Raw genomic sequence first — 14,062 nt, forward strand, 5'->3', positions numbered from 1 at the left:
ACAATGAAAACAGGTACAGTAAAATTTTTTAACGAGGCTAAAGGCTTTGGGTTTATTACAGATCAAGAATCAAACACAGATTATTTTGTTCACATTTCAGGATTGATTGATGAAATCAGGGAAGGTGATTCAGTTGAGTTTGAGCTTAAAGAAGGTAAAAAAGGTTTAAATGCGGTAAACGTAAAAGTTGTTTAATTAACAGCTAAAAATCTTTTAAAGTATTAAAACCCGTTCTAATTAGAATGGGTTTTTTTGGCTTCATATTTTAAGATGTTTTATAGTTGATATATGTCATAATATTCCCATTACCTTTTTGTTAATTTTGATACGGTAAACAAAACCATAGATATGGCTAATAGGATTGGTATTTTATATGCAACTGTTGACGGACAAACATTAAAAATTTGTAATGAACTTGTTAAAACACTTCAAAAAAATAACATAAATGTAGAATTATTTTCTATAGATAATTTTAATGAAGATGTTTCAAGTTTTAAAAAACTTATAATAGGTTCTAGTATTAGATATGGAGTTCATAACGAAAAAATTATTGAATTTATAAATACAAATAAAGCAACGTTAGATACTATTAAAACGGCATTTTTCTCAGTAAATTTAGTTGCAAGAAAACCTGAAAAAAACAAACCAGAAACCAACCCTTACGTAATAAAGTTCTTTAAAACTATTGATTGGAAACCAACAATTGTTGAGGTTTTTGCAGGAATGTTAGACTATAAAAAATACAAAACTTTTGATAGAATAATGATCCAATTTATTATGTGGATGACCAAAGGCCCAACAGATAGAAATACCAAAATTGAATATACAGATTGGGAAAAGGTGAAATTATTTGCGGATGTAATTCGAACTTTTTAAATAATTGTATTATCTTACGGATAGATAAAAGGCCCCAATAATATGGTAAATGAATATATTGATAAAACCATAGAATTTATTTCCAATAATGGTTATAAATCAAAAGAGGATTTGTTTTTAAAAAAAGCAACCATTTTTTTAACTGAATTATTAGATGTTAATTATGTTATAATAGATAAATACTCAATTGAAGAGCCTAATATTGCTGAAATTGAATGCTTTTACACAAAAAAGGAAAAAAAATTCTTCCCTAAAAGGCCTTATAATTTAGCTAGTACACCTTGTAAAAATGTTATAAACAAAAGCATTTGCAGTTATTCTTCCAATACCAAAAATTTATTTCCAAAAGATGCTTTATTAACTGAACTAAGTATTGAAAGTTATATTGGGATTCCATTATGGAATTCGAAAAATGAACCAATTGGATTAATTGCTATTATGGATGATGAACCAATTGTTGATGTTAAAACGGTTGAGAAAATAATTCAAATAATAGCTATTAAAATTGAAAATATTTTAGAAAATATTATTTTTAATGATCAAATTACTATAAAAAACATAGACATTGAAGCTTCTCATAAGAATTTTGAGAAATTATCTAATTTAACGTTTGAAGGGATTTTAATTCATAAAGAGGGTGTAGCAATTGATGTAAACCTTTCTTTTGTAAAAATGTTCGGTTACAAAAAAGAAGAATTAATTGGCAAAAATGTGGTTGACCTTCTTTTTGACAAACAATTTCATCAACAAATTTATAATAGTTCTAAAAAATCACATGCATTTCCTTATGAAATTTATGGAATAAGAAAAGATAACTCAATAATTATTGTTGAAGTAGAATCTAAATTTATCCAATTAGGAGATTCTAAAAAAATAAGAGTTGCAGCAGTTAGAGATATTTCCAAAAGAAAACAAGCTGAAAATAATTTAAATGAAGCTCAAAAAATCGCAAACATTGGAACTTTTGTTTTGGATATTGCTACAGGTTTTTGGGAAAGCACACCTGTTTTGGATGAAATATTAGGAATTGATACTAATTTTATTAAAAATTCTGAAAATACTGTACTCTTTATTCATCCAGAAGATCAACAAATAGTTTTAACTGATATTAAGGATTTACTTGAAAATAAAATAGAATTTTATAATAGAGAATATCGAATTTTAAAATATAATGATAAAAAAGAAGGTTGGATAAACACAATAGGAAAATTAGAATTGGATATAAATGGAAATCCCGTTAAATTATTTGGAACAGTTCAAGATATCACTTTCTCAAAAAATAGAAATAGAGAGCTTAAGAATGCATTAAAAAAAGCTGAGGAGAGTGAAAATAATTTGTTTGAGGCGCAGAAAATTGCAGGTTTAGGATCTTATTCATTTGATATTAATTTAGACTATTGGAGTAGCTCCATAATATTAAATAATATTTTTGGTATTGATTCAAATTACAATCAAAATTTTGATGGATGGCTTCAGTTAATTCATCCTGATGACAGAGAACAAATGACTTCTTATTTAGAAGAGGATATTTTAACGAATCATATGTTTTTTGATAAACAATATCGAATTATTAGAAATAATGATAAAGAAATTAGATGGGTTCACGGTTTTGGAAAATTATATTTTGATAAAAATGGAAATCCAATCCAATTGATAGGAACAATTCAAGATATTACTTCAACAATAAAAATACAAGAAGAACTTCAAAAGGCAAAACAAATTGCTGAAGAAAGTGAAGTTAAGTTTAAATCCTTGATAGAGCAGGCAGGAGATGCTTTATATTTATACAATTTTGAAGGCAAAATATTAGAAATTAATAATACATCTATAAATAATACAGGATACAGCAGAGAGGAATTACTATCTATGAATGTACGTGATTTAAATGTTGAATACCTGGATCTAGAAAAATTAAAGGGAATTTGGTCAACGCTTACAGCTGATAAATCAATTACAATAGAAAGTTGTCATAAACGTAAAAACGGTACTACTTTTCCAACTGAAATTAGAATTTGTGCCATTTTTTTAAATGGCGAAAAGTTAATTTATGGGCTTGCAAGAGATATTTCTATAAGGAAAAAAGCTTCAGAGAAACTAAAACTTTTGTCCGCAGCAGTTTCACAAAGTGCAAACTCCATTATTATAACTGATAATAAGGGAGATATTGAATTTGTAAATCCTAAATTTTCAGAATTAACAGGCTATACATACCAAGAAGTAGTTGGTAAAAACCCACGGATATTAAATTCTGGAACACATAATGAAAGATTTTATGAAAATTTATGGTCAACAGTATTAAATGGGAATATTTGGCAAGGACAAATTCAAAATAAAACAAAATCTGGGGAATTACTATGGGAACAATCAACAATAACTCCTATAAAAAATGAATTGGGTGCTATCACTAATTTTTTGGCAATTAAAGTTGATGTAACCGAACAAAAAAAGTCAGAGAAAAATTTAAAAGTTGCTTATACTAAAATAGAAAAAAATGAAGATTACTTAAATCAGATTTTACAGACGGCTAATGAAGGTTTTTGGATAATTAATGGCAAGGGCGAAACTACTGATGTTAATATAAAAATGTGCAGTATTTTAGGGTACAATAAAGAAGAATTTATTGGTAAATCTATTTTTACATTTATAGATGAAAATAACAATAAAATATTTAAAGAACAAATCCGATTAAGAAAGAAAGGGCAATCTTCCAGTTATGAAATTGAACTGATAAAAAAGGATGGAAATAAAGTTATTTGCTTATTTAATACATCACCAATTTATGACAGTGAAAATAACTTAAATGGATCTTTTGCTTTAGTTACAAATATTACAACTTTAAAACTTGCATCTAATAAACTTAAAGCAAGAAATACAGAATTAAATAATTTGAGTAAAGAATTGTTTGATAAAAATAAATTGTTAAATGATTCAAGAAATAGGTTTGTGAATTTATTTGATTATAGCCCAGTATCTTTATGGGAAGAAGATTTTTTTGAAGTAAAAAATTTAATAAAAAATAAAGGTATTAAAATTGAAGGCTTAGAAGAATATTTTAATAATAACCATAATTTTTTACTAGAGTGCATCTCTAAAATAAAAATTTTAAAAGTAAATAAAAATACACTAAATCTTTTTGGAGCAAAAGATATTGCAGAATTAAAAATACATTTAAAAAATAGTAATACAGATCTATCTTTTAATGTGCTAAAAAAAGAGATTGTAGCAATTGCTTCAGGTAATGCAAATTTCTCTTGCGAGACAGAATTCACAAAAACTGATGGAACCTTAATTTCTGCAATTATAAAGTCTGAAATTGACAGTGATGGAAAAGCAATTGTTTCGGTATTAGATATTACAGATATAAAAAACACAAAAAATCAATTGAATAAGGCCAAATTAAAAGCCGAAAAAAGTGATGAACGTTATAGATTGGCAGTTTCAGCTACGGGTTTAGGTATTTGGGATTGGGATGTGATTTCAAATAAAACACATTATTCAAAGCTGTATAAAAAACAAGTAGGATATGAAGAAGATGAATTAGAAAATAAATTTTCAACTTGGAAAGATTTATTGCATCCAAATGATAGTGAAGCAGTAGAGCTTAAATTTGATAATTATTTAAAAAACCCTGTAGGACAATATCTTTCTGAATTTAGATTGCGACACAAGAACGGATCCTATATTTGGATACTTTCAATGGCAGAGTCTATTAAAAATGAAAAAGGTGAGGTTATTAGAATGTTTGGCTCCCATAGAGATATTACTATAAGAAAAAAAGCACTTTCAAAACTAGAGAAACAAACGGCAGAACTGGTTAAATCAAAAGAAAAAGCAGAAGAAAGTAATAGGCTAAAAACAGAGTTTTTAAATAACATGTCTCACGAAATTAGAACACCTATGAATGGGATTTTAGGTTTTTCTGAATTTTTATCTGACGAAAATTTACCAATTTCAAAAAGAAATTATTTTATTAAAATAATTCAAAATAGTGGTAATCAGTTGCTTAGAGTAATTGATGATATTTTGGAAATTTCACGACTTGAAACAAAACAAGTTAAAGTGATTGAAAAACCTGTTTGTCTCAATGATTTATTAATGGAATTATTTTCTATTTTTGATATAAAAGCTAAAGAAAATAAAATACCATTATATATAAAAACTGAACTTACTGATGAACAAAGTATCATTTATACAGATAAGTCAAAACTGAATAAAATAGTAAGTAATTTATTGGAAAATTCTTTAAAATATACCAATAAGGGAAATATTAGTTTTGGTTATAAACTTATTAATAACAAGATAGAAATCTTTGTAAAAGATACAGGAATAGGTATTAATTTAGAAAAACAGAAAATTATTTTTGAAAGGTTTTCACAAGAAAATGAAGAAACTTCTCGAACTTTAGGCGGGTTGGGATTAGGATTATCAATTGCAAAGGAAAATACTGAATTATTAGGAGGTGAAATTTCTGTAAATTCTATAAAATGGCAAGGATCAACTTTTGTTGTATCGATTCCTTATAAGCCAGTAAATATAAATTCTGAAATTGATAATGTTAAAAATAATATTATAGAAACTAAACCAAAGTATGTTATTTTAATAGGGGAAGATGAAGAAATAAATTACTTATTTATTGAAATTTTGGTTTCAAAAATATTTGACGATAATTGTGATATTTTACATGCAAAAGATGGTGTTGAAGCTGTTGAATTGTGCAATAAAAGAGCAGATATAGATTTTGTGTTGATGGATATAAACATGCCAAATATGAATGGTTTTGAAGCAACAAAAATAATTAGAGAATTAAGGCCAAATTTACCAATAATAGCTCAAACGGCATATTCATCGTCTGAAGATAAAGAAAAGGCTTTTTCAGCAGGTTGTAACGATTTTATATCTAAACCCATAAATAACAAAGAGTTAAAAACAATTATAGATTATCAATTACGTTTGAATTGAAAAATAAAAAAGTAAAAAACAGCATTTTATTTGTACTGGTTATACTAGTTTTAATTTTTTTTGAAATTAAGGCGCAATCCAATAACCTTATTTTTGAAAATAATGATCTGCAATTATTTGAAACCTATTTATCATTAAATTCGGAAGGAAATATTTTCCCTTCTTTTTTAAATAACGGACTGTTATATACTTCAAATTATAAGTCAAAAAATTACCAACTTTTTTATTCAGATCTAAAATCGGAACCTATTAAATTTAAAATTGGATCCAAATACCAATTAGGGGCAGTTCCAATTTTTAATAATGAAATTTACTTTACTGGGATCTCCAAAAAATTAAGTTCTCAAGGATTCAATAATTTTACAATTTACAAAGGGGTGGTTGAAGGGCTTAAAGTTTCAAAGATAAAACGACTTTCAATTTGTAACCCTAATTTTTCATACACGTATCCTACAATTTCAAAAGATGGAAATAAAATGGTTGTGGTTTCAAACGAAAAAGGAAGCATACATTTGTTGGAACTTAAGAGAAACAGTAATAACCAATGGGAAAAAGGTGAAGTAATTTTTATTTCTCAATTGGATTATGAAATTATAAACCCTTTAATTTTTGATGAAAACACTATTTATTTTGCATCAAATATGACTGATGGAAAAATTACTAGGGTTGTTTATAATACCAATGAAAAAGGTGAGCCAGAGGTTATAGATGTAGAAAGAGAAAAAGGGGATTTTAATATATTTAAAACTGTTAAAACAGGTATAAGCTGGGGATTACCTCAAAAAGTTGAAATGTTTAATTCCGAGTTCGATGATTTAGGGGTGTTATTTATAAATGATAAAAGTGGTTATATTAATACATTTAGATATAGTGATAATGACAATATTTATTATTTTAGATTAAAACAATAAGCAAACTGGAGTGCCAGTTTCCAAACTGTTTATAAAAGAAAGTTTACCCGATTTTTTAGCTACCTTATAAATACTAATATTATTACTTTTTTGGTTTGCAACTAATAAAAATTTTCCATTTGGTGAAAGGGTAAAGTTTCTTGGCCAATTACCATTAACACTTATGTTTTGAATTTTTTTAAGCATTCCACTTTTTTTGTCTCTTTTATAAACTACAATGCTATTTTCACCTCTGTTAGAGCCATATAAAAATTCCTCATTTTTAGATAAATGAATATCTGCACAAAAACTTTCTCCAGTAAAATCATCGCTTAAAGTGCTTATGTTTTGAATATTAGAATAATTTTTATGTTGTTTTTTAAGCACTGTAACGGTAGAGTTTAATTCGTTTATTACATAAATAAAGTTTCCTTTTTTTGAAATTTCAAAATGTCTTGGTCCAGCTTTTGGCTTCATATTGAAATTTTCTTTCAGTACAAACTTGTTGTTTTTTTCTACATATTGTGCTAAAAAGCCCCGACCTAAATCAGCTACAAATAAATTATTTTTTAAAAATTTAGCTGAATGTGCGTGCGATTTTAAAGTTTCAGTATTGTGATTTATTACTTGAAAAGCTTCGTTAAGACTTCCATTTTTATTTATATCATAAATTGAGACTGTTCCTCCTCCATAATTTGAAACTACTGCTAAATTCCCCTTTTTATTTAGTTGAACATGACAAGGTCCGTTTCCATTACTACTTACTTTATTTAAAAAGTTAAGGGTCTTATTTTTATTAACAGTAAAAGCCGAAACACTGCTTCCTTCCGAGGCTTCACTAACTGCATATAGAATTCTTTTATCTGCAGAAAAAGTCAAAAAAGAAGGGTTTTCTGTTTTTACAGCTAACTTTTTATTAGTTAATTCGCCTGTTTGCGTATTAAAATCAAAACTATAAATACCTTCACTATTTTCTCCAGTATAGGTACCAACAAACAAAGGAATATTTTGAGCTGTTAAAAAATGAAAGCTAAACAAAAATAGGATTAAATTATATTTCATAATATTAAATGTAAAAATTATTTTGACAATATACCACGTTTATTTAACGTAGGTACCATTCTTAAATTTCCTTCTTTAATTGTGCCTTTTTCGAATACGAATTTTTTATCAAACATTGTACTTCCTTCAAAAAAAGTAACATTAAAAAAGTTTGTAAGTTTTAAAACATCTTCTTGTAATAATTCAACTTTAGCAAAAGATTGTGCAGGGAGTTTTTCAATTTTATGTCTTAAAACTGCGGTTTCAATTAATTTATCTTCATCATAACCTTTTGAGACAATTAACACCATTTCTAATTCAACCTCTTTGTTATTAATAATATATGCGTTCCAATCTTCACATTTAAAGGTATCATTATATTCTTTAACAATAGCCATAAATACGTTAGTAACCTCAGGTAATTGAATATCTTTTTTCATAAAAATAATATTAAAAAAAATTCCGCTTGAGAGCGGAATTTATAATTTATATAACAGATTTAAATTGCTCTAAAAAACGAACATCGTTTTCATAAAACATTCTAATATCTGGTATTTGATATAATAACATTGCAATGCGTTCAATTCCCATTCCAAATGCATAACCAGTATAGACGTCTGGATCTATACTAGCGTTTTTAAGAACATTTGGGTCTACCATTCCACAACCCATAATTTCTAACCAACCAGTTCCTTTGGTGATTTTATAATCGGTTTCAGTTTCCAATCCCCAATAAATATCAACTTCTGCACTTGGTTCAGTAAATGGAAAATAAGAAGGACGTAAGCGTATCTTAGATTTTCCAAACATTTCCTTGGTAAAGTATAATAATGTCTGTTTTAAATCTGCAAAAGAAACATCTGTATCAATATATAAACCTTCTACCTGGTGAAAAATACAATGAGAACGTGCCGAAATATCTTCATTTCTAAATACACGACCAGGAGAAATTGTTCTAATAGGTGGCTTGTGATTTTCCATATAACGTACTTGTACAGATGATGTATGGGTACGTAATAAAATATCTGGATTAGTTTCTATAAAAAAGGTATCCTGCATATCACGTGCTGGGTGATATGCTGGTAAATTTAACGCTGTAAAGTTGTGCCAGTCATCTTCAATTTCAGGACCTTCAGAAACTGTAAATCCAATTCTGGAAAATACATCAATAATTTTATTTCTTACAATTGAAATTGGGTGACGAGAACCTAATTCAATAGGTTCAGAAGGGCGCGTTAAGTCTCCATAACTACCTTTTTGCTCAGTTGTATTTTCAAGTGCATCTTTAAATAAGTTAACCTTATCCTGTGCAGCATTTTTTAAGGTATTTAAGGCTTGACCAAATTCCTTTCTTTCCGCTGGTGCTACATTTTTAAATTCAGTAAATAAATCATTAAGCAATCCTTTTTTGCTTAAAAATTTAATTCTAAAAGTTTCAATATCTTCTTTCGTTTTTGCATTAAAAGCAGCAACTTCACCAATCAATTCTTTTACTTTATCTAACATTTTTAAAATAAAATTAGTGTGCAAATTTACATAATTTTATTTTGTTTGTAGCAAATTTGAATTGAATCATAATTATGAAAAAAATTAAGTAAATTCAATGTTAATAAGTGCTCTAATATATTGATTTATCTAGGCCATACGAAAACGTTTTAGTTTAATGTAAATTTCACATTAAAATTTTATTTGAATTTACATAATATGTTAAAAATTAAGTATATTTGTATTGAATATTATATAAAATATAAAATAACACATCATAAATTATGGAATCAAAAATAAAAGAGTTTATGGATTTGGTGAAAGTCCGTAACCAACATGAACCAGAATTTTTACAAGCAGTGGAAGAGGTAGCTGAGACAGTTATTCCTTATATTGCAAGTCAGGAAATTTATAGTGGTAAAAACATTTTGTTAAGAATGGTTGAACCAGAAAGAGTTTTGATGTTTCGTGTTCCTTGGATTGATGATACAGGTGAAATTATTGTAAATAGAGGTTTTAGAATTCAAATGAATTCCGCTATTGGCCCATATAAAGGAGGTTTACGTTTTCATCCAACGGTTAATTTAAGTATTCTTAAATTTTTAGCTTTTGAACAAGTATTTAAAAATGCACTTACTACTTTGCCAATGGGTGGAGGTAAAGGAGGTTCAGATTTTGATCCAAAAGGAAAATCAGATGATGAAATAATGCGTTTTTGTCATAGTTTTATGGCTGAATTATGTCGTCATATTGGTGCTAATACAGATGTGCCTGCTGGAGATATTGGTGTAGGAGCCAGAGAAATTGGTTTCTTATTTGGTATGTATAAAAAAATGAGAAATGAGTTTACGGGTGTATTAACAGGTAAAGGAATGTCTTGGGGAGGTTCTTTAATTCGTCCTGAAGCTACTGGTTATGGTACGGTGTATTTTGCGCAAAGTATGTTAGAAACCAGAGGTGATTCATTAAAAGGAAAAACGGTTACGGTTTCAGGTTCTGGAAACGTAGCTCAATATGCTTGTGAAAAAGCAACTCAATTAGGAGCTAAGGTTGTTACTTTATCAGATTCTTCAGGTTATATTTATGACGAGGAAGGAATCGATGAGAAAAAATTAGCATTTGTAATGGATCTTAAAAATGTAAAACGTGGAAGAATAAGTGAGTATATTGTAAAATATCCTAAAGCAAAATTTGTAAAAGGGGAAACTCCTTGGAGTGTTAAATGCGAAGTTGCTATGCCTTGTGCAACACAAAATGAAGTAAATGGAGATGATGCAAAAACACTTTTAAAAAATGGTTGTTTTGTTATTAGTGAAGGTGCAAATATGCCTTCAAAACCAGAAGCAATTATAGCTTTTCAATCAGCAAAAATATTATACGCACCAGGAAAAGCATCAAATGCTGGAGGTGTTGCAACTTCAGGATTGGAAATGAGTCAAAACTCATTACGTATCAATTGGTCTCGTGAAGAAGTTGATGACAGACTTAAAAAAATAATGAAAGATATTCATGACTCTTGTATCAAATTTGGTAAAAAAGATGATGGATATATTGATTATGTAACTGGAGCTAATATTGCTGGTTTTGTTAAAGTAGCAGATGCTATGTTAGCACAAGGAGTAGTTTAATTTTAATTTACACTTTAATATTTACACTTGAAAAAGGGTTGCAATTTGCAACCCTTTTTTATATGGAACAAAATATCTAAATAATTAAACTAAATTTATATCTTTAAGAGTAAGATGAAGGAATAAAATGACAAAAAAACAATTACCAGATTTAAGAACTTACGAGTTTGAAGATGTTGCATTTGATCAATTAATGCAAAACAGAATCTATAAAATTCTTATTGTTTGTTCTAACTATGATTATTATATGTTAGAGGAAGATGGTAGAATTGATGAGCGTATTTTTAATGAATACACAGCTTTAAACTTACGTTACCCTCCTAGTTTTGAACATGCAAACTCTGCAAAGAGAGCAATTATTGCAATGGAAACTACTAAAATTGATTTAGTGATTACCTGGCTTGATATTGGAAATTTTAAAACGGTAGAAACATCAAAAAAAATAAAGGCAGCATTTCCTAATGTGCCAATTGCGGCTATAAGTCATTATTCAACACAATTAAGAGAAAAAATAAGTAGCGAAAGCTCAGGAATTATCGATTATGTTTTTCATTGGAATGGAAATGCAGATATTATTTTAGCTATCATAAAATTAACTGAAGATAGAATGAATGCTGAAAAAGACATCAATGAAATTGGTGTAAAAGCTATTTTATTAGTTGAAGATTCTTTAAAGTTTTACTCAAAATATTTACCAATTTTTTACAAAATTTTACTGAAGCAAACAGGTTCTTTTATGTCTGAAGGACTGAATGCTCACCGTACAATGATGTTAATGAGAGGTAGACCAAAAATTTTATTAGCTACTAATTATGAAGAAGGTTTGCATTTTTTTAAACAATATAAAAATAACCTTCTGGGAGTAATATCGGATGTTTCATATTTTAGAGAAGGAAAACGAGATTCAAAAGCAGGGTTTCATTTTTTGGAATATGTTCGAAGCTTTAAACGGTATTTCCCTTTTTTAATACAATCTTCTGATAGTAGTAATGAAAAGTTTGCTTTAGAATTAAAGGGAAAATTTTTATATAAACACACCGAAACTTTAGAAGAAGAGATAAAAAACTACATCAATCAATATTTTTCATTTGGTGATTTCGAGTTTTGGGATCCGGTTCAAATGAAAGTATTGGCAGTTGCAAAAGACTTAACAACTTTTCAAAAAGCACTTGATAAAGTTACACCCGAATGTATTGCATATCACGCAAAAAGAAGTGAGTATTCAAAATGGTTAAAATCTAGAGTTTTGTTCCCTTTAGCAGATTTATTTAGTGAAGTTGAATATGATGATTTTGATGATTCTGAACAAGCAAGAACTTATTTAATTAACGCTATTAAGGCTTATAGAGGATTCCGTGCGCGTGGAATTATCTCAAAATTCAATAAAAATAAATTCGATGAATTTTTAGGTTTTTCAAGAATAGGCGATGGTTCTTTAGGCGGAAAAGGAAGAGGATTGGCCTTTATTGACTCATTTTTAAAACGCCATAAATTAAGACAACAATTTAAGGATGTTAAAATTTCTATTCCAAGAACGGTGGTTTTAAGTACTGAAGTTTTTGATGAATTTATTGAAACTCATAAATTAATACGATTTGTTGGTAATTGTAATAATGACGAAGAAATTTTAAATAAATTTATTTCAAAACCATTACCAAAATGGGCTATAGAAGATATTGAGGCTTTTTTAAAAGTAACAAAAACTCCTATCGCCGTTAGATCTTCAAGTGTTTTAGAAGATTCTCATTACCAGCCTTTTGCTGGAATTTTTGCAACATACATGTTGCCAAATACCAAATTAGATAAAATGTTAGAAATGGTTTGTAATGCTGTAAAATCAGTGATTGCATCTTCATTTTTTAGCAGTAGTAAAGTGTATTTGAAAGCCACTTCACATACTATAGAGGAAGGAAAAATGGCAGTAATTCTTCAAGAAGTTATAGGGAAACAATATGATGATGTGTATTACCCGAATATTTCTGGAGTAGCGCGCTCTATTAATTTTTATCCAATAGGAAATGAAAAACCAAATGAAGGAATTGCCAATATTGCCATTGGTTTAGGAGAAATTATTGTTGGTGGTGGAAAAACTTTGCGCTTTTCTCCATATCACCCTAAAAAAGTACTTCAATTATCATCACCTGGCTCAACTCAAAGGGATACCCAGCAATATTTTTATGGACTAGATATGGATCCGGATAGTTATAAAGCATCCCTTAGCGAATCCATTAATAAAAAGAAAATAACTATTAGAAAGGCAGATAAACATGGTTCTTTAAAATTTGTTGCCTCCACATACGATTTACAAAATAATGTAATTAGACCTGGTGTAATGCATGATGGGATTAGAGTAATTACATTTGATAATATTTTAAAATATAACACTTTTCCATTACCGGAAATTTTGCAAGATTTATTGCGAATTGGTCAGCGAGAAATGAGAAACCCAATTGAAATAGAATTTGCGGTTAATTTAGACGTTAAAATGGGCGAGCCAAAAGAGTTTAGTTTTTTACAAATTAGACCTATTGTTGAAAGTAATGAAACAATGAGCAAATTACCCGAAAACTTTAATGTTTCAGATACAATTATCTATTCGGAATCTGCTTTAGGAAATGGAAAATATGAACACATTCAAGATGTAGTATATGTAAAACCTGAAACTTTTAATTCAGCAAATACACGAGAAATTGCAAATGCAGTTGAACAAATAAATAAAAAATTTTCAGCACTAGACCGAAATTATATTTTAGTAGGTCCGGGAAGATGGGGATCCAGCGATCCTTGGTTAGGAATTCCTGTAATTTGGCCACAAATTTCAGCAGCCAAAATTATCGTAGAATCAGGGCTGAATGATTTTAGAATAGACCCAAGTCAGGGAACTCATTTTTTTCAAAATTTAACATCGTTTAAAGTTGGTTATTTAACAATAAACCCATTTATAAATGATGGTTTTTTTGATGTTGATTATTTAAATAAGCAAGAGGCGGTTTATGAGGATACCTACTTACGTCATATTTGTTTTAAAGAACCTCTAAAGGTTATAATTGAAGGAAAAAATAATAAAGCTGCAATTTTTAAAGAAGGGTTTTTAATTGAAGAGACTATAAAAAATGTGGATTCTATTGAAGAATTACCACCGGATGGATTTATGTAATTGTTAGTTTTAAAAGAATTTGAAAC

General features: G+C 28.3%; 9 protein-coding genes. 6 read left to right on the forward strand and 3 right to left on the reverse strand.

What is annotated here, in order from left to right; all coding sequences use genetic code 11:
• Positions 1 to 3: 3 nt before the first annotated feature.
• The 4 genes from CHB63_RS07045 to CHB63_RS07060 all read left to right on the forward strand — a co-directional run bounded on the left by CHB63_RS07045 (position 4) and on the right by CHB63_RS07060 (position 6,746).
• The gene (locus CHB63_RS07045; protein WP_089377753.1) at positions 4 to 195 is read left to right on the forward strand and encodes a cold-shock protein; all 192 of its coding nucleotides are present in this window, start codon (positions 4 to 6) and stop codon (positions 193 to 195) included.
• Between the two features lie 153 nt (positions 196 to 348).
• Positions 349 to 876: a menaquinone-dependent protoporphyrinogen IX dehydrogenase gene (hemG, locus tag CHB63_RS07050; protein WP_089377754.1), complete on the forward strand. Its 528-nt coding sequence runs from the start codon at positions 349 to 351 to the stop codon at positions 874 to 876.
• Between the two features lie 42 nt (positions 877 to 918).
• A complete protein-coding gene (locus tag CHB63_RS07055; RefSeq protein ID WP_089377755.1) occupies positions 919 to 5,835 on the forward strand; it encodes a hybrid sensor histidine kinase/response regulator in 4,917 nt (1,638 codons plus the stop codon).
• Positions 5,832 to 6,746, forward strand: a complete 915-nt coding sequence (locus tag CHB63_RS07060) for a PD40 domain-containing protein (RefSeq protein WP_089377756.1) — start codon at positions 5,832 to 5,834, stop codon at positions 6,744 to 6,746. Before CHB63_RS07055 ends, CHB63_RS07060 begins: the two co-directional genes overlap by 4 nt.
• Here CHB63_RS07060 and CHB63_RS07065 read toward each other — a convergent pair.
• From CHB63_RS07065 to pheS, 3 genes are read right to left on the reverse strand one after another with little or no spacing between them, the layout of a single operon-like run.
• Positions 6,735 to 7,787: a lactonase family protein gene (locus CHB63_RS07065; protein ID WP_089377757.1), complete on the reverse strand. Its 1,053-nt coding sequence runs from the start codon at positions 7,785 to 7,787 to the stop codon at positions 6,735 to 6,737. The two genes, CHB63_RS07060 and CHB63_RS07065, sit on opposite strands and share 12 nt — an antisense overlap.
• 17 nt (positions 7,788 to 7,804) lie before the next feature.
• The gene (locus CHB63_RS07070; RefSeq protein WP_089377758.1) at positions 7,805 to 8,206 is read right to left on the reverse strand and encodes a hypothetical protein; all 402 of its coding nucleotides are present in this window, start codon (positions 8,204 to 8,206) and stop codon (positions 7,805 to 7,807) included.
• Positions 8,207 to 8,252: 46 nt separating this feature from the next.
• Entirely contained in the window at positions 8,253 to 9,272 is a 1,020-nt protein-coding gene (pheS, locus tag CHB63_RS07075; protein ID WP_089377759.1) for a phenylalanine--tRNA ligase subunit alpha, read from the reverse strand.
• 263 nt (positions 9,273 to 9,535) lie between these two features.
• Here pheS and gdhA point away from each other — a divergent pair, with 263 nt between their 5' ends.
• On the forward strand, positions 9,536 to 10,879 hold the full coding sequence (gene gdhA / locus CHB63_RS07080) for an NADP-specific glutamate dehydrogenase (RefSeq protein ID WP_089377760.1): 1,344 nt from the start codon (positions 9,536 to 9,538) through the stop codon (positions 10,877 to 10,879).
• Positions 10,880 to 11,006: 127 nt separating this feature from the next.
• Complete coding sequence (locus tag CHB63_RS07085; protein WP_089377761.1) at positions 11,007 to 14,036, forward strand: PEP/pyruvate-binding domain-containing protein; 3,030 nt, start codon at positions 11,007 to 11,009, stop codon at positions 14,034 to 14,036.
• The last annotated feature ends 26 nt before the right edge of the window (positions 14,037 to 14,062 follow it).

This window comes from Lutibacter flavus, from assembly GCF_900188355.1.
GTDB lineage: Bacteria > Bacteroidota > Bacteroidia > Flavobacteriales > Flavobacteriaceae > Lutibacter > Lutibacter flavus.

Bases quoted from the DNA above. Each gene is read 5' to 3' on its own strand.
- CHB63_RS07045 (WP_089377753.1), top strand. From the start codon at position 4: ATGAAAACAGGTACAGTAAAATTTTTTAACGAGGCTAAAGGCTTTGGG.
- gdhA (WP_089377760.1), top strand. From the start codon at position 9,536: ATGGAATCAAAAATAAAAGAGTTTATGGATTTGGTGAAAGTCCGTAAC.
- hemG (WP_089377754.1), top strand. From the start codon at position 349: ATGGCTAATAGGATTGGTATTTTATATGCAACTGTTGACGGACAAACA.
- CHB63_RS07055 (WP_089377755.1), top strand. From the start codon at position 919: ATGGTAAATGAATATATTGATAAAACCATAGAATTTATTTCCAATAAT.
- CHB63_RS07065 (WP_089377757.1), bottom strand. From the start codon at position 7,787: ATGAAATATAATTTAATCCTATTTTTGTTTAGCTTTCATTTTTTAACA.
- CHB63_RS07070 (WP_089377758.1), bottom strand. From the start codon at position 8,206: ATGAAAAAAGATATTCAATTACCTGAGGTTACTAACGTATTTATGGCT.
- pheS (WP_089377759.1), bottom strand. From the start codon at position 9,272: ATGTTAGATAAAGTAAAAGAATTGATTGGTGAAGTTGCTGCTTTTAAT.
- CHB63_RS07085 (WP_089377761.1), top strand. From the start codon at position 11,007: ATGACAAAAAAACAATTACCAGATTTAAGAACTTACGAGTTTGAAGAT.